Raw genomic sequence first — 16,107 nt, 5'->3', positions numbered from 1 at the left:
AGTTTGAAGAAATATCAATCATTGCTGATGAACTTTTTATACTTGCAAAAGAGAGCATTCTAAGGGGTTTAACAAAGCTTGTAATTTATGATACAATGGGAAAAGTTTATAAAAAATGACTGGAGATATGATGGAAACTCAGGAAACAGGCAAACAAGCAATCGGACAGTTTAGCAGAGTAAATCGAAAACGCTTAGGAGGACAAGCAGAAAAAAAGGCTTTGCAAGATGATGATAAGCAGCCTGTTAAGTCCCGCCTTAAAGATACTTTAGGCTTTTTAGCAGCATTTAGTTTTCCTATTTTAGTTATGATAGCTGTTTTTGCTGTATTGCGGCTGTATCCTTTTGGCAAAAATACATTGATGAGTGGAGACTATACTTTGCAGTATGTCCCTCTTTATCGAGCTTTGGGACAGGCTTTCAAACATTTAGATTTTGGTGCTCTTTTTTGGTCCTGGCATAAAGGTTTGGGTGGCGTTATGCCTTCTGTCTGGGGCTTTAACAGTCTCAGCCCTTTTAGCTTAGCTCTTGGTTTGACGCCAGCAGCTTATCTGAACATTGCAATTTTTAGTCTTAGTCTTTTACGTCAAGGTTTTGCTGGGCTTACTTTTTACTATTTCTTGCATAAACGCTATCAAGCTAGTCAAAATAGAATTTTAGCAGTTTGTATTGCCAGTATTTATGGTCTGAGCGGTTTTTTGATTGCCAATCAGATGAATCCAAACTTTTTGGATAATATGATCTTTTTACCGCTGTTAATGGTGGGGATTGAAAAGATTTTAGATGGTAAGGTCAGTATCAAATATTCATTGGTTTTAGCTGCCATGTTTATTGTGCAGTTTTATACAGCTTACATGGCTTGTCTTTTTATCGTTTTGTATAGCTGTTATTATTTATTGATTAAAGAAGCTGCATTTTCATTTAAAGTGAAACAATTGCTGCGTCTGTTTCTTTATTCTTTGCTAGGTGTCGGACTAAGTGCTATTTGGCTGTTGCCGGTTTTTTATGCTTTATTGGATACCAAAGCTGCTTCAGGGGATCATTTCCCTTGGTCATTTTCCTTTCTTTACAATCCTTTGCGTTTACTGATCAAATTTGTTCCTGGGGCTGCTAGCGGACAAGAATGGGGAGATTTTAACACACTGCCAAATTTTTATGCTGGTGTTCTTAGTTTTATTGGCTTGTTCAATTACTTCTTTACAAAAACAATTACAGCTCGTAAGAAGATTGGCAGCTTTCTCTTTCTGGCAGTACTGATTCTTGCCTTTTCAAATGCAGCAGTTACACGTTTTTGGCACATGGGGCAAATGCCGGTTGGTTTTTACTATAGAAATGCTTGGTTACTGAGTGCTGTTCTTTTATTATTGACTTATCAAGCTTTCCAAAAGGTTAAATCCTGGCACTATACCCAACTGATTTGTACCTTTGCTTTTGCCTTGTTAGCCAATGCCTATGTTTATTTTGCTGTTAAAGAAAAAAGTTATTTGCTGGTAACCGCAGGACAGCAATTTATCATGCTGTCAGCAGTTCTTGTGCTTTTGCTATTAATTTCCAAGGGCCTCTCTAAAAAATGGCAGCTCACTCTTGCCTTATTTATTACACTCATTGATATGGGAGTTAATGCTAAGTTTACTATTGAAAGAGATCTATGGCATTCACCGGCTGCGGTTTTAGATGCTGAAAAAAACAATGAAGCTTTTTATAAACAGTTAAAACTTTCGCAGTCTGATTTATCGCGCCTGGAAAAAAGCAGCGGCAATACTTGGAATGATTCACTAACTTACAACTATTATGGAGTGAACCACTTTACTTCCAGTGTCGAATATGGCAACCTTGAGTTTCTAGGAAGATTAGGTTTGCCTTCTTCAACAGCTATTTCTATGTATGTGGGAGGGACGCCGCTGACAGATGCTTTAGTCAATCTGCGTTATTATGTCACAAATGGGACTTGGTCTTATACAGCTAGAAAGGATCTGCTGAAATATTATAAACCTGTTCAAACAGTTAAAAATGGACAGCTCTTAGAAAACAATCAAGTGCTTGGACTTGGTTTCTCTGGGGATGCTGCCATGCTAAAGGAAAGGCTCACTAAGCAAGACCCAGCAGCTAATCAAAATAAAATTTACCATGGTTTAACAGACAGTTTAGAAAATGTCTTGGAGCCTGATAAACAAGCTGCAGTTTCTTTGGAAAATGTCACTGTAGATAGCACAAATGGTAAACAAGTATATAAACGGCAATCTTCTGACCGTCCTGGTATAATTCGCTACCAATTTACGCCTGATGATAATTCTTATTATTTATCTGCTTCTCATATAATGCCAACAGATTTAAGCCGTCTTAAGCTGAGTCTGAATGGGGAAAAATATACTGTTTTTGATCGTTATCGCCATCCTCAGCTTTGGAGTCTAGCTTCTAACAGTAAATCGCAAAAACAAACATTTGAGCTTACTTTGTCAGATGATAAGCCGCTTGATTTAACAGGCCTGCAAATTTATCGTTTTAATGATGAGCGTTTCCAAGAATTCATGAAAAATGGAAAAATAGCGAAATGGCATCCGAGCCGAGTAACTTCTTTGTCTGTTTCAGGTCAAATAAATCAAGTCCAAGGTAAAGATTACCTGTTGACCTCTATACCGTATAATAAAGGTTGGCATGTTAGGGTTGATGGAAAATCGGTTAAAACACAAAAAGTTTGGCAATCTATGCTAGCTTTCAAACTTACTTCCGGTAAGCATAGGATTGACCTGTATTATATTCCTCAAGGATTTGTTTATGGCAGTCTGTTGAGCTTCTTCTCTCTTTTGTTATTGATTAGTATAACAATCAAGCATAGAAGACATGCGAAACTAGAAGATGATGAAGATGATTTTGAGTGGGATTAAAAGATAGAAAGCGCTCTAGTCCATCATAAAGACTAGAGCGCTTTCTCATCTTCTTTAGATGCTGCAAACTGTTTGGTTGCTATATGATAAGGTGTCACAAAATTAAGGGGGAATTATGGCTTTATTTTTCTAACACTTAAAAAAGAATTTTTATCTGTTAAGTCTATTATATTTAGTATCTTCTTTATTTCTAAGTGAATTAGTTGCAAAGTATGCTGTCTTGGAATTTTATAAGAAGAAACGAACCTTGATTGAATCTGTATACGAAAGACAGGAGTAAGTTAATTCATATCAAAGCGGCTATTGTTAACCTACTACAGTTAACAATAGCCGCTTTGTGTATTATGTTATGACGGAAGGGCTCGTGGTATTACAAGTGCTTTTTTATGTTCACTTTTAAAGATAAGGCCTTCGTTTTTAAAAAATTCTTATTTTCTATATCAAATATGGCGATAGCTTTATTACAGCTTTCCCAAGATTCGGTATATAATTCTTGGGAATATAAAATTTCTGATTCTTGTAGGAAAAGTTCTCCTAACTTAAATAAATCCTCTGCTGTTATTAATAAATCAATAGCTTGAGAAATATAATGATGTGCTGTTTGATTATCGTTTAAAGAACGATGGATTTCTGCCAGATAAAATAAGCTGCTGACTTTAAATTTCAGGCTTATTGAGGCATTAATGCGATAAGCAATGGTTTTAAATAATTCTAAGGCTTTTTGTTCGTCTCCTTGTATATGGTACATTATAGCTAAGGACTGTACTATACGGTCATAAAGCTTTAGGCTATTTAACGAATGATTTTCTATGATCTTTGTGATGGCAGCGATAGCTTCTTCTTGATTGTTTCTGCAATAAAAGTCTAAGGTTGCATTAAGCCATTCGTAATAAACTTTTTCTTCATCATTGAGACTGTCAAATGAAATAAATTTTTCTATAAATTTATTAATTGCCTCAAAATCTTGTTTATAATAAATCGTTTGAAATTCTTCGCTGAAGAAAAATTCCTCATGCTTTTCTTCAGGTTTAAATTCTAAGATTTTAAGTATTTCTGAAGTTGGAATTTCTAATTTTTTACATAAGGCTACAAAGTTATCTGTAGAAGGAGAAACTTCAGAGTTTTCTAGTTTACTGATAATAGCTTGTGTGCAAATACCTTTTGCTAATTCGGACTGAGTGAGCCCTCTTTTTTTCCTGTATACTTTTATTAGACTGGTAATATTTTGTTTCATTTGATACTTCCTCTATTAGAAAGCTTCTCTCTGCTTTAAATGTGAAAAAGGTCAGCTTATTTAAGAACTAAACTATCATTTTTGTAGGATTATTAGGATTATCCTATAGAAATGATAAGGATTTTTATTAAGATGAAAAAATGCCCAATCTAAGGGCTTTTTCTTTTATATATCTATGCCCCCTACAGGGCTCGAACCTGTGACCCATGGATTAAGAGTCCACTGCTCTACCAACTGAGCTAAGGAGGCAAGAAGCTGTATTGGTACCGGTGATCCACGATTTGTATTGAACCCGCACGGTAAAAGCAGGTGGGCAACTCGCTCTAACTTAGTCGCTTCCGTGTGAGACGGCTTGCATACTGTTAGAAGACTTTTGTTTCCCTAATCATACAAATTTAGTCGGTCAACACTTAGATGTGGATTCGTATACCACAGCAATTCTTCTTTATTTATCATACCATAATGCTTAAAAAATTCAAGATAAAAATTGAAAATTTTGAAAAGGCTTCAATGAGAAAGTTTGTCAATTCTTTCTTTATTGGCTTTAAGAGCCCGCTCGTATTTACCGGTTTCATTAGCCTCAAAATAGTTGGTATGTAATAATTTGTCTGGTAAATACTGCTGTTTAACCCATTTTTCTGGATAGGCATGAGGATACTTATAGTCTTTTGAGTTGCCAAGTTCTTTACTGCCTGTGTAATGTCCGTCTCGAAGGTGACGCGGGATAGGCAGACTCCCCTTTTTGCGTAAATCTGTCAGCGCAGCATCCATGGCTTCATAGGCAGAATTGGATTTGGGTGAAAGAGCAAGGTCAATGACGGCATTAGCAATGGGAATCCGTGCTTCTGGGAATCCGATTTTCTGAGCAGCTTCCATAGCTGTCACGGTGTGAATTTGGGCGTCAGGATTGGCAAGCCCAATGTCCTCATAGGCAATAACAGTTAAGCGTCTAGCCAGACTTGGCAAATCGCCTGCTTCAATGAGACGAGCAGCATAGTGAAGACTAGCATTAACATCTGATCCGCGAATAGACTTTTGCAAGGCAGAGAGGACATCATAGTGGCCGTCACCGTCCTTATCAATGCTAATGTAGCTTTTTTGCAGACTGTTTTCCATAATCTCCAGCGTAATGTGCCGTTTGCCTTTTTTATCCTCAGGAGTTGATAGAACAGCTAAATCAAGAGAGTTATAAGCAGAACGTAGGTCACCATTAGTGGATGTAACGATAAAATCTAATGCATCATCATCCAGCTCTACCGGAAAGTCAAAGCCTCGTTCGCTGTCGCTCAAGGCTGTCTGAATGGCTGAGCGGATATCATCATTGCTGAGAGGCTCTAGTTCGAAAATCTGAACGCGGCTTCTAATAGCAGGGGTCACAGAGAAAAAAGGATTTTCTGTTGTGGCGCCAATCATAGTAATGAAGCCGTTTTCTAAGAGTGGTAAGAGGAAGTCCTGTTTGGTCTTGTCCAATCGGTGGATTTCATCCAGCAGGAGAACCAGGCCTCCTGAAAATTTTGCTTCCTCGGCGATTTCCTGCAGGCGTTTTTTACTGTCCACAGTCGCATTAAAAGTCCGAAAGGCGTATTTGGTAGTCCCAGCGATGGCTGAGGCGATGGAAGTCTTGCCAATACCTGGCGGTCCGTAGAGAATCATGGAAGACAGACGATTGGCTTCGACCATGCGGCGGATGATTTTTCCAGGGCCGACCAGGTGCTGCTGACCGATAATCTGGTCAATACTGGTCGGCCGCATCCGAATAGCGAGATTTTCTGACATAGTTCACCTCATTTCTAACAGCTTTGTTTCTCTTCTTAAATATGATACTATGGTGATATCTATTTTAACATATTTCATAGTCTTCGAAAATCAATGGCAGTTCGTTAGCTTACTGTGCTTAACTCTGGCTATTGTCTGAAGTGTCTGCGCGCTCTGCTGTTGATTTTCATAGCGTATCAGATGATTAGAAAGAGTATAGAATGGCTAAGTACGGTTTTTTAGATGTACTGGATGAGGAACTGGGTAAGTCCTTCCCTTTTGATTATGAGATCAATTGGAACAAGAAAAATCACGCAGTAGAAGTGGCCTTTCTGCTGGAGGCAGAAAACCAGTCGGGTATCGAGCTGCTGGATGAGGCAGGGGAGACGATGGATCAGGATATTTTCTTTGAGGAGGCAGTGATCTTTTACAATCCTGCCAAGTCCAGAATCGCAGCAGGAGATTATCTGGCCGCCCTGCCTTATGAGCCCAAGAAGGGCCTGTCCCGCGAGTTTTTGGCTTATTTCGTAGATTTCCTGAGCCAGACAGCTGAGGAAGGCCTGGATGCCCTGCTGGACTTTTTGGCAGATCCTGAGGCTGCTGAGTTTGAGATTAGCTGGAATAGCCAGGCTTTTGATGAGGGTCGAGCAAAACTGACAGAAACGGAATTTTATCCTTATCCCAGGTATTAGAGGCTTGAGCCATTTTCCGAAAAGAAAGGGAATCAGCCCTTGGCAATTCTGCGTGTATCTCAACCTTCCCTGTCTTATTATATAGCAGAAAAAGGCTGATACTGAAATAGGATAAAAAAACAGTCTCTTCTTTGAGACTGTTACATATGGTGATGAATAAAAATGGTTAGCTGGAAATATGTAAGATTTCAAAACACCGGCAGAGCGTTTGGGGCTTTTTTTCATAAAAAGTAAAAATCGTTTTTTTCCATTTATCCGGATTATAGATAACAACTTTTCCAGTTTCATTAGTTGCAAGGATTTCTTTTGCCATCGTACCCTTCAAAGAATGATGCGATGGTAAAATATTAAAAGTTTCTTCTGTTACATATCTGCTTTGTTTAAAGTTTTTAGCTAACTCAACGCTTGATGTAATACCAATTTCAATGTTTTGCCATCCAAAAGATTGTATAATATTATCAAAGTAGCCATCAAAGACAAATTGGTTCATTCCTTTTGTATCTTTCCAAATATAGAGGGGGCTGTAGCTATTACAAAATGCACCTTCTTGTTTTTCATTGATCAGATAAACTTTAAAGAATAAGCCTGGGAAATGATCCATTAAGTATCCTGTGTTTTGAACCCTTTTACGAATAATGGCCATGTCATAATCAGATGGAAGTGTGATATCATATCGCATTGCTTGCATAAGAACTTCTCCTTTATTTTTTCTTTTATTGTACTTTATCCCTTTTCTTTTGGATAATACCAAAATATGATATATTTATCACAAAAAATGATAGGGTGCCAACTATGAATTTAAATGACTTGACTATTTTTTTAAAAATATATGAAACGGGTTCTCTGAATAAAAGTTCTAAAATATTAGGCTGTGCCCAATCTAACATTAGTGCTAGATTAAAAAGTATGGAAGAAGAGTTAGGGACCATTTTGTTTTTCAGGAGATATAATGGAATCTTACCGACGGAGCAAGGAAGGAAATTTTACTCGTTTGCTCAGCAGACAATCAGTGAACTGAATCGTTTTAAAAATGGGATAAATTCAGGAGTACAGCACATTCTTACATCTGAAATGCTTTTGAATATTGATATTCAGACAGAGCAAAAGATTGATATTGCTAAGGATGAAATTGATATCAAACGAACTTCTGAAATCCCTTCTCAAATTGGCAGCAAAGTGTATGACTTGATTTATTGCTTTCAGCGCTTAAAAAATCTTTCAAGTTATCAAATGCTTCAAAAAAAGCTGGAAGCTGCATATTTTTATCAAGCTCTGGATTTACCTCGTCAAAATCTTCCTTTGCTAGTAAATAAAGACCCAGCCTGTCCTTTTAGGAAGCAATCACTGCATGATTTTGCAAATAGCAGAAAAATCATTCATCTGGATTCTTTTGAAAATATTCTCCGTTTAGTTGAACTTGGAAAAGGCCTTACGTTACTACCGTTTGAAATCGGAAGAGCAAGAGAGCTTGAACACTATTCTCATCACAAGAAAGAAATTATATTTTACTCTTATCAGCTCATTAGATAGTTTGACAAGAAATATGAAAAGACGAAGGAGAGAAAAACATGGATAAATGGCAAGAATTAACCGTCACAGTTAATCGTGAAGCGGAGGAAGCGGCTTCTAACATTTTGATTGAGTCGGGCAGTCAGGGGGTGGCGATTGATGATAGCGCGGACTACTTAGGCAGTATTGGTAAGTACGGGGAACTTTTTCCGGAAGTAGAGCAGGTTGAGATGGTTCGCATCACAGCTTATTATCCTGAAACAGCTGATATGGCGATTGTCACTGCGCAGGTCAATAAACGTTTGGCTGAGCTGGCTGATTTTGGCCTGCAGACAGGTGATGTGCAGCTGTCCATTCAGGAACTGGCAGAGGAAGACTGGGCGGACAACTGGAAGCAGTATTTTGAGCCAGCCCGTATTACGCATGACTTGACCATTGTGCCCTCCTGGACCGACTATGAGCCAGATCCGGGTGAGAAAATCATCAAGCTGGATCCCGGCATGGCCTTTGGTACGGGAACTCATCCGACCACTAAGATGAGCCTCTTTGCACTGGAACAGGTGCTGCGCGGCGGTGAGAGGGTTATTGATGTCGGAACTGGTTCAGGTGTGCTCTCCATTGCCAGTTCCCTCTTGGGAGCAAAAGCAATCTATGCTTATGATTTGGATGATGTAGCGGTGCGCGTGGCCCGGGAAAATATTGAACTCAACCCCGGTATGGACAATGTTCAGGTGGCTGCAGGAGATTTACTGCGGGGGGTGGAGACAGAAGCGGATGTCATCGTGGCCAATATCCTGGCGGATATTCTGGTCGATCTGACCGAGGATGCCTATCGCCTGCTCAAGGACGAAGGCTATCTGATCATGAGCGGTATCATCTCTGAAAAGTGGGAACTGGTGAAGGAGGCGGCCGAAGCCGCAGGCTTTGTCCTTGAAACCCACATGGTTCAAGGAGAATGGAATACTTGTGTTTTCAAAAAAACAAATAATCTAGCAGGTGTGATTGGAGGCTAGTATGCAGCAGTATTTCGTAAATGGTAAAGCTGAAAATCCTGTCACCATCACAGATAAGGATACGGTCAAGCACATGTTTAACGTTATGCGTTTAACTGAGGGAGATGAGGTGATTCTGGTTTTTGAGGATGGAATCAAACGCTTGGCTCGGGTCTTGGATCCGGCCCAGAAGTCCTTGGAAATCTTGGAGAAGCTAGATGAGAATACAGAATTACCGGTTGATGTCACCATTGCTGCAGGCTTTCCCAAAGGGGATAAACTGGATTTTCTTGCCCAAAAAGCAACTGAGCTTGGGGCCAGTCATATTTGGGCTTTCCCGGCAGACTGGTCCGTCGTTAAGTGGGATCTTAAAAAATTAGGAAAGAAAACAGACAAATTAGCTAAAATTATTCGAGGTGCTGCAGAACAGAGTAAACGTAATGTGATTCCTGAGCTTAAGCTGTTTGAGCAAAAAGCAGCATTTCTAAAAGAGCTTGTGTCCTTTGATCAGATTTTTATCGCCTATGAAGAATCAGCTAAAGCAGGCGAGAACACTGTCTTGGCAAGGAGGCTGGCAGAGATTAATCCTGGTGAAAAACTGCTCTTTATCTTTGGGCCTGAGGGAGGTATCTCGCCAGAAGAAGCGGCTGCTTTTGAACAAGCAGGAGGGATGAAAGTAGGTTTGGGACCACGTATTATGAGGGCTGAAACAGCTCCCTTGTATGCTTTAGCGAGTGTTAGCTACGCTTTAGAGTTAAATGCAGCAAAGGGGACTTCTTAATATTCTATTTTTGCACTTGATACCTTTATTTGGTCAAGTGTTTTTTTAGCTGCCTTCTTTTGATTTTTGAGCTTGCTGTCTTTTTGCAGTAAAGCAGCAGTTAGATTTGAGCCATTTTCATATTTTAGCTGCTTCCTCTCATTGTAGAGGCTTGGAACTTTTTGACTGTTATAATTTTTTCATGTTTTTTAAAAAGGGGCTTTACAAAAATAAAATTAGTGCTATAATAAAATTATCGATTTGCAAACGCTTGCATAAATCATTTGTAATAGGAGGATGTAATGAAAAATTATAAACAGCTTTTTAGTTTCGAATTTTGGCAAAAATTCGGAAAGTGTTTAATGGTTGTTATTGCTGTTATGCCTGCGGCAGGTTTGATGGTTTCTATTGGAAACTCTTTGGCTTTAATTGATCCAAAGTCAACGCTTCTGGTAACTGTCGCTAACATTATCGCCCAAATAGGTTGGGGTGTTATTAACAACCTGCATATTTTGTTTGCTATCGCTATCGGCGGCAGCTGGGCTAAGGAGCGGGCTGGAGGTGCTTTTGCAGCTGCGCTGGCCTTTATCTTGATTAACCTGATCACTGGTAATTTTTATGGTATTACAGTCGACATGCTGGCTGATAAATCAAGCTACGTACATAATATCTTTGGCGGCAGAATGCATGTTGCCGATTACTTTATCAATGTACTTGGACAGCCTGCCTTGAATATGGGTGTGTTTGTCGGTATTATTTCAGGTTTTGTCGGTGCAACAACTTACAATAAATATTACAATTTCCGAAAACTTCCAGATGTTTTGTCATTCTTTAATGGAAAACGGTTTGTACCTTTTGTTGTTATTGTACGTTCAACAATTGTTGCTTTGATTCTTTCTGTATTTTGGCCAATTGTCCAATCTGGTATTAATGGCTTTGGTATGTGGATTGCATCCTCTCAAGATACGGCACCATTTTTAGCACCTTTCCTTTACGGAACTTTAGAACGTCTTCTTTTGCCGTTTGGATTGCACCATATGCTGACGATTCCAATGAACTATACGCAGCTTGGCGGTACTTATCACATTTTGACAGGTGCTCAAGCAGGGCATACTGTTTTAGGACAAGATCCTCTGTGGTTAGCTTGGGTAACAGACCTTATTAACTTAAAAGGTTCAGGCCATATGAGTCAGTATCATCATTTGCTGACAACTGTGACTCCTGCCCGTTTCAAAGTGGGTCAAATGATAGGTTCTTCAGGAATTCTTATGGGACTTACACTTGCTATGTACCGTAATGTTGATCCTGATAAAAAAGAAAAATATAAAGGGATGTTCCTTTCAGCTGCTGTTGCGGTCTTCTTGACTGGTGTAACAGAACCCTTGGAATACATGTTTATGTTTGCAGCCCTTCCGCTTTATATTGTATATGCTTTCATTCAAGGTTTAGCCTTTGCAACTGCTGATTTAATCCATCTTCGTGTTCACTCATTTGGTAATATTGAATTTCTAACAAGGACACCAATGGCTTTTAAAGCAGGACTGGCTATGGATGTTGTTAACTTTGTGATTGTATCTGTGGTCTTTGGAGTAGCAATGTACTTTATTGCTAACTTCATGATTAAGAAATTTAACTTAGCTACTTCTGGACGTAATGGAAACTATGATACAGGTGATGATTTATCTGAAGAGTCTTCTGCAAACAAAGGAACAGCAGATGCCAATTCACAAATCGTTAAAATTATCAACCTCTTAGGCGGTAAAGAAAATATTTCAGATGTTGATGCTTGTATGACACGTCTTCGTATAACAGTAGCTGATATCTCTAAAGTCGGCGATGAAGAACACTGGAAAAAAGCAGGAGCTATGGGTCTTATTGTTAAAGGCAATGGTGTTCAGGCTGTTTATGGACCTAAAGCAGATGTGCTTAAATCCGATATCCAAGATTTACTGGATTCAGGAGCAGAAATTCCTAAAACAGATGTTGAGGCTGTAGAAGAACAATCTTCAACAGAAGTTGATTTCAAGGGAGTAACAGAAGAAGTTGCGACTGTAGCTGATGGTGAGGTCATTCCTATCACAGATGTTCAGGATCCTGTTTTCTCACAAAAAATGATGGGTGATGGCTTTGCAGTTGAACCTGAGAACGGTAATATTTATTCTCCTGTATCAGGTTTAGTCACCAGTGTTTTCCCAACGAAGCATGCTCTTGGTCTATTGACTGACGACGGCCTGGAAGTTTTAGTGCATGTTGGTTTGGATACAGTAGCTCTAAATGGCGCTCCATTCTCAGCGAAGGTAAAAGACGGTCAGCGTGTAGAGTTAGGTGATTTGCTTTTGGTAGCAGACTTAGATGCTATTAAATCTGCCGACCGTGAAACAACGACTATCGTAGCCTTTACAAATACTGCTGAGCTTAAATCTGTAGCTCTTGAAAAAACTGGCCAGCAAGCTGCTAAAACAATTGTTGCTAAAGTTGAACTTTAACTAATAAAAAGGAAGTGGAACAGAAAATCTAAAAAAACTTTGAGTGTGATTTCTGTGTTCCACTCCTTTTCTTGATTGATAAAGGAGGGCCTATGGTCGCATTATTAACAATTAACAGTCACAGCTGGATGGAAGCTGAGCCGCAGCGAAATTTAGAGATTTTAGGAAAAACGATCCTTGCCAACGATTATGATATTATCTGTGTTCAGGAAGTGAACCAGCTGCTGCACTCAAAAGCAGCCAAGGACCTGCCTAACTATTGCCAGGCTGCAGGGACACCGGCTATTCATGAGGATAATTACGCCTTAAAATTGGTTACTTTTTTACTGGAAAATGGGAAGACATATTATTGGTCTTGGGCTTATAACCATATTGGCTATGATCGTTTTCAGGAAGGTGTAGCGATTTTATCTAAACAGCCCTTGATAAGTGAAGGTCTTTTGATCTCAGAAGCTGATGATGAACACGACTATCATACCAGACGGGTTCTTTTAGGAAAAACAAAGTTAGATCACACAGAGATAACTGTTGCCAGCCTTCATATGTCTTGGTGGGACAAAGGCTTTCAAGGAGAATGGGCTAAGTTGGAGAAGGCCTTGCTGAGAGTAGAGACTCCTATCATCTTGATGGGAGACTTCAATAATCCTTATGATAAAGAAGGCTATCAACTAATCCTTAATAGCCGCTTGCAATTGCAAGACAGCCATCAAACGGCTGTCACTTCTTATGGTGAGGCGACTATTCAGGCTGAAATAGATGGCTGGCAAGGAAATCAACAGGCTCTCAAGGTGGATTATATTTTTATGAGTCAGGATTTTCAGGCAGAGAAGTCAGAAGTCATTTTTGATGGAGAAAACTATCCTGTTATCAGTGATCATTTTGGACTGGCCTGCCAAGCAGATTTAAGGAATAATGAAAGATGAGATTGGGATCAAAGTCCCGGTTTCTTTTTCTTTTTCACCTAAAGTGTTAGAATAAGAATAAGATATTTTTAAAGAGGAAAATTATGGCAAAAGATGCAAATTTGACGGGACAAGAAGTTGTTGATATCTGCTCTATCTATATGAATGCTTCAGATGTTGCTTTTGTTGAAAAAGCTTTAGATTATGCTCAGCAGTGTCATAGCGGACAGCTTCGTAAATCAGGGGAGCCTTATATTATTCATCCCATTCAGGTTGCAGGTATTTTAGCAGATCTCCATTTAGATGCTATTACAGTTTCCTGCGGCTTTTTGCATGATGTTGTTGAAGATACAGAAGCGACTTTAGATGATCTAGAGGAAAAATTCGGGACTGATGTTCGCAATATTGTAGACGGTGTGACGAAATTAGGAAAAGTAGAATATAAATCGCATCAAGAACAGCTGGCAGAAAATCACCGCAAGATGCTGATGGCCATGTCTAGAGATATTCGTGTGATTTTAGTCAAGCTGGCAGACCGTCTGCATAATATGCGTACATTGAGGCATTTGCGCAAAGATAAGCAGGAGCGCATTTCGCGGGAAACTATGGAAATCTATGCTCCTTTAGCACATCGTTTAGGGATCAGCCGTATTAAATGGGAGCTAGAAGATTTAGCTTTTCGCTATCTTAATGAGGTCGAATTTTATAAGATTTCACGTCTTATGAAGGAAAAACGTAGGGAACGCGAAGCTCTTGTTGATGAGATTGTTAAAAAAATTAAAGAGTATACAGAAGAGCAGTCTTTGTATGGAGAAATCTACGGACGGCCTAAACACATTTATTCTATTTACCGTAAAATGCGGGATAAGAAGAAACGTTTTGACCAAATTTATGATTTAATTGCTATTCGCTGTATTTTGGACACACCAAGCGATGTTTATGCTATGCTGGGCTACATTCATGAACTTTGGCGGCCTATGCCTGGGCGTTTTAAGGATTATATTGCCAATCCAAAAGCTAATGGCTATCAGTCTATCCATACGACGGTTTATGGTCCTAAAGGTCCGATTGAAGTACAGATTCGCACCAAAGAAATGCATCAAGTGGCTGAGTATGGGGTAGCAGCTCATTGGGCTTATAAAAAAGGTATTAAGGGAAAGGTTGACAATAAAGAGTCAGCACTCGGCATGAACTGGATTCAAGAGCTCATTGAACTGCAAGATGCTTCTAATGGGGATGCTATTGACTTTGTGGACTCCGTTAAAGAGGATATTTTTTCAGAGCGGATTTATGTTTTTACACCCAATGGTGCTGTTCAGGAACTTCCTAGAGAATCTGGACCAATTGACTTTGCCTATGCTATTCATACCCAGGTTGGGGAGAAAGCAACTGGTGCTAAAGTGAATGGCCGTATGGTTCCCTTAACAGCTAAACTAAAAACTGGTGATGTTGTTGAGATTATCACTAATCCTAATCCTTTTGGTCCTAGCCGCGACTGGATTAAAATCGTTAAGACCAATAAGGCGCGCAATAAGATTCGTCAGTTTTTTAAGAATCAAGATAAAGAACTCTCGATTACAAAAGGACATGACCTCCTAGTCAATTATTTTCAAGAGCAAGGGTTTGTAGCCAATAAATATTTGGACAAAAAGCATCTTGAAGCTGTCCTTGGCCGCCTTAATTACCGCAATGAGGAAGCTTTGTATGCTGCTATAGGTTTTGGTGAGATTTCACCAGGGGCTGTTTTCAACCGATTGACAGAAAAAGAGCGGCGTGAACAGGAACGGGCCAAAGCAAAAGCCGAAGCAGAAGAGCTTATGAAGGGCGGCGAAGTAAAGCACGATAACAAAAAGGAAGTGCTGAAGGTTAAAAGTGAAGGCGGCGTTATTGTTCAAGGCTCTTCAGGACTGCTTATGCGGATTGCCAAGTGCTGCAATCCTGTTCCTGGTGATCCTATCGAGGGCTATATTACCAAAGGGCGCGGTGTAGCTATTCATCGGGCAGACTGCCATAATATCAAGAGTCAAGAAGGGTATGAGGAGCGTTTGATTGATGTTGAGTGGGAAGAAAGCCCGTCAACGAAAGAATACTTGGCAGAAATTGATATTTATGGCCTTAACCGACCAGGTCTATTAAATGATGTTTTGCAAATCTTGTCCAATCAGACCAAGAATATTTCTTCTGTCAATGCACAGCCAACTCGAGATATGAAGTTTGCAAATATTCATGTTACTTTTGGAATTCCTAACTTGACAGTTTTGACAGCGGTTGTTGATAAAATTAAGATTATTCCAGACGTTTACTCCGTCAAAAGAACAAATGGGTGATGTTATGAAGATTGTAATACAGCGTGTTTCTAAAGCCAGTCTGTCCATTAATGGGGAGCAAAGGGCGAGTATTCAGCAAGGCCTTCTCTTACTTGTAGGAATTGCTCCTGATGACTTTTTAGAAGATCTGGACTATGCTGTCCGAAAAATTGTTCACATGCGGATTTTTTCTGATCAAGAAGGTAAGATGAACCTATCTATTCAAGATATTAAAGGAGAAATTCTTTCAGTCTCACAGTTTACTCTCTTTGCCAATACTAAAAAAGGAAACCGTCCAGCTTTCACAGGAGCTGCCAAACCTGATAGGGCTCGTTATTTGTATGATCAGTTTAATCAAAGACTAGGTCAGTTTCTTCCTGTCCAAACAGGTCTTTTTGGCGCAGATATGCAAGTCAGTCTGCTTAATGATGGGCCGGTGACCATCATTTTAGATACGAAGAATGGCTGAGTAAAATGTTAAACGGGCTGAAAAATTTGTCTAAGCTGCTATATTTTAATATCTGAGAGTCGCTTGACTCTTTTTTAATTTTAAGTGCTAAGAGTACCTGTCTGAAAATAGTCAGCTC

General features: G+C 39.4%; 12 protein-coding genes, 1 tRNA gene, 1 other RNA gene and 1 pseudogene. 10 read left to right on the top strand and 5 right to left on the bottom strand.

What is annotated here, in order from left to right:
* The first annotated feature begins 130 nt into the window (after positions 1 to 130).
* A complete protein-coding gene (gene pgfM2, locus STRMA_RS07085) occupies positions 131 to 2,884 on the top strand; it encodes a glycosyltransferase PgfM2 (RefSeq protein WP_003082416.1) in 2,754 nt (917 codons plus the stop codon).
* 370 nt (positions 2,885 to 3,254) lie between these two features.
* Here pgfM2 and STRMA_RS07080 read toward each other — a convergent pair whose 3' ends face one another.
* The 4 genes from STRMA_RS07080 to STRMA_RS07070 form a co-directional block, all read right to left on the bottom strand.
* Positions 3,255 to 4,118 carry a helix-turn-helix domain-containing protein gene (locus STRMA_RS07080; protein WP_003079195.1) on the bottom strand — a complete coding sequence of 288 codons (864 nt, stop codon included), beginning with the start codon at positions 4,116 to 4,118 and terminating at the stop codon, positions 3,255 to 3,257.
* A 176-nt stretch (positions 4,119 to 4,294) separates the two neighbouring features.
* Positions 4,295 to 4,367: transfer RNA gene (locus STRMA_RS07075), tRNA-Lys, on the bottom strand.
* Positions 4,367 to 4,559, bottom strand: a non-coding RNA gene (gene ssrS, locus STRMA_RS09560) — 6S RNA. The genes STRMA_RS07075 and ssrS overlap by 1 nt, the downstream gene beginning before the upstream one ends.
* Positions 4,560 to 4,625: 66 nt before the next feature.
* Positions 4,626 to 5,894 carry a replication-associated recombination protein A gene (locus tag STRMA_RS07070; protein WP_003081171.1) on the bottom strand — a complete coding sequence of 423 codons (1,269 nt, stop codon included), beginning with the start codon at positions 5,892 to 5,894 and terminating at the stop codon, positions 4,626 to 4,628.
* A gap of 200 nt (positions 5,895 to 6,094) precedes the next feature.
* Here STRMA_RS07070 and STRMA_RS07065 point away from each other — a divergent pair, with 200 nt between their 5' ends.
* Positions 6,095 to 6,565 (top strand): DUF3013 family protein, encoded by a 471-nt coding sequence (locus STRMA_RS07065; protein WP_003079762.1) that lies wholly within the window; start codon positions 6,095 to 6,097, stop codon positions 6,563 to 6,565.
* A 166-nt stretch (positions 6,566 to 6,731) separates the two neighbouring features.
* Here STRMA_RS07065 and STRMA_RS07060 read toward each other — a convergent pair whose 3' ends face one another.
* Entirely contained in the window at positions 6,732 to 7,253 is a 522-nt protein-coding gene (locus STRMA_RS07060; protein ID WP_003079359.1) for a DUF4865 family protein, read from the bottom strand.
* 104 nt (positions 7,254 to 7,357) lie between these two features.
* On the opposite strand from STRMA_RS07060, the pseudogene STRMA_RS09930 reads away from it, so the two are divergent.
* The 8 genes and pseudogenes from STRMA_RS09930 to dtd form a co-directional block, all read left to right on the top strand.
* A pseudogene (locus STRMA_RS09930) lies at positions 7,358 to 7,531 on the top strand (helix-turn-helix domain-containing protein); the annotation flags it as partial.
* Between the two features lie 111 nt (positions 7,532 to 7,642).
* Positions 7,643 to 8,095: a hypothetical protein gene (locus STRMA_RS09925; RefSeq protein ID WP_234943975.1), complete on the top strand. Its 453-nt coding sequence runs from the start codon at positions 7,643 to 7,645 to the stop codon at positions 8,093 to 8,095.
* Positions 8,096 to 8,133: 38 nt separating this feature from the next.
* On the top strand, positions 8,134 to 9,087 hold the full coding sequence (gene prmA, locus STRMA_RS07050) for a 50S ribosomal protein L11 methyltransferase (RefSeq protein WP_003081980.1): 954 nt from the start codon (positions 8,134 to 8,136) through the stop codon (positions 9,085 to 9,087).
* Position 9,088: 1 nt separating this feature from the next.
* Entirely contained in the window at positions 9,089 to 9,847 is a 759-nt protein-coding gene (locus STRMA_RS07045) for a 16S rRNA (uracil(1498)-N(3))-methyltransferase (RefSeq protein WP_003082427.1), read from the top strand.
* Between the two features lie 281 nt (positions 9,848 to 10,128).
* Positions 10,129 to 12,312 carry a PTS transporter subunit IIBC gene (locus tag STRMA_RS07040; RefSeq protein WP_003078588.1) on the top strand — a complete coding sequence of 728 codons (2,184 nt, stop codon included), beginning with the start codon at positions 10,129 to 10,131 and terminating at the stop codon, positions 12,310 to 12,312.
* A 92-nt stretch (positions 12,313 to 12,404) separates the two neighbouring features.
* Positions 12,405 to 13,235: an endonuclease/exonuclease/phosphatase family protein gene (locus STRMA_RS07035; protein WP_003080901.1), complete on the top strand. Its 831-nt coding sequence runs from the start codon at positions 12,405 to 12,407 to the stop codon at positions 13,233 to 13,235.
* 83 nt (positions 13,236 to 13,318) lie between these two features.
* Entirely contained in the window at positions 13,319 to 15,541 is a 2,223-nt protein-coding gene (locus STRMA_RS07030; protein ID WP_003079551.1) for a RelA/SpoT family protein, read from the top strand.
* 4 nt (positions 15,542 to 15,545) lie between these two features.
* The gene (gene dtd / locus STRMA_RS07025; RefSeq protein ID WP_040841864.1) at positions 15,546 to 15,989 is read left to right on the top strand and encodes a D-aminoacyl-tRNA deacylase; all 444 of its coding nucleotides are present in this window, start codon (positions 15,546 to 15,548) and stop codon (positions 15,987 to 15,989) included.
* Positions 15,990 to 16,107 lie beyond the last annotated feature (118 nt).

It is taken from the genome of Streptococcus macacae NCTC 11558, assembly GCF_000187995.2.
Taxonomy (GTDB): domain Bacteria; phylum Bacillota; class Bacilli; order Lactobacillales; family Streptococcaceae; genus Streptococcus; species Streptococcus macacae.
The sequence above is the reverse complement of the archived record's forward strand: the minus strand, read 5'-3'. Positions and strand labels throughout refer to the sequence as shown.

What these genes read in the sequence shown, in the direction of transcription:
- pgfM2 (WP_003082416.1), top strand. Translation starts at nt 131, where the DNA reads ATGGAAACTCAGGAAACAGGCAAACAAGCAATCGGACAGTTTAGCAGA.
- STRMA_RS07080 (WP_003079195.1), bottom strand. Translation starts at nt 4,118, where the DNA reads ATGAAACAAAATATTACCAGTCTAATAAAAGTATACAGGAAAAAAAGA.
- STRMA_RS07070 (WP_003081171.1), bottom strand. Translation starts at nt 5,894, where the DNA reads ATGTCAGAAAATCTCGCTATTCGGATGCGGCCGACCAGTATTGACCAG.
- STRMA_RS07065 (WP_003079762.1), top strand. Translation starts at nt 6,095, where the DNA reads ATGGCTAAGTACGGTTTTTTAGATGTACTGGATGAGGAACTGGGTAAG.
- STRMA_RS07060 (WP_003079359.1), bottom strand. Translation starts at nt 7,253, where the DNA reads ATGCAAGCAATGCGATATGATATCACACTTCCATCTGATTATGACATG.
- prmA (WP_003081980.1), top strand. Translation starts at nt 8,134, where the DNA reads ATGGATAAATGGCAAGAATTAACCGTCACAGTTAATCGTGAAGCGGAG.
- STRMA_RS07045 (WP_003082427.1), top strand. Translation starts at nt 9,089, where the DNA reads ATGCAGCAGTATTTCGTAAATGGTAAAGCTGAAAATCCTGTCACCATC.
- STRMA_RS07040 (WP_003078588.1), top strand. Translation starts at nt 10,129, where the DNA reads ATGAAAAATTATAAACAGCTTTTTAGTTTCGAATTTTGGCAAAAATTC.
- STRMA_RS07035 (WP_003080901.1), top strand. Translation starts at nt 12,405, where the DNA reads ATGGTCGCATTATTAACAATTAACAGTCACAGCTGGATGGAAGCTGAG.
- STRMA_RS07030 (WP_003079551.1), top strand. Translation starts at nt 13,319, where the DNA reads ATGGCAAAAGATGCAAATTTGACGGGACAAGAAGTTGTTGATATCTGC.
- dtd (WP_040841864.1), top strand. Translation starts at nt 15,546, where the DNA reads ATGAAGATTGTAATACAGCGTGTTTCTAAAGCCAGTCTGTCCATTAAT.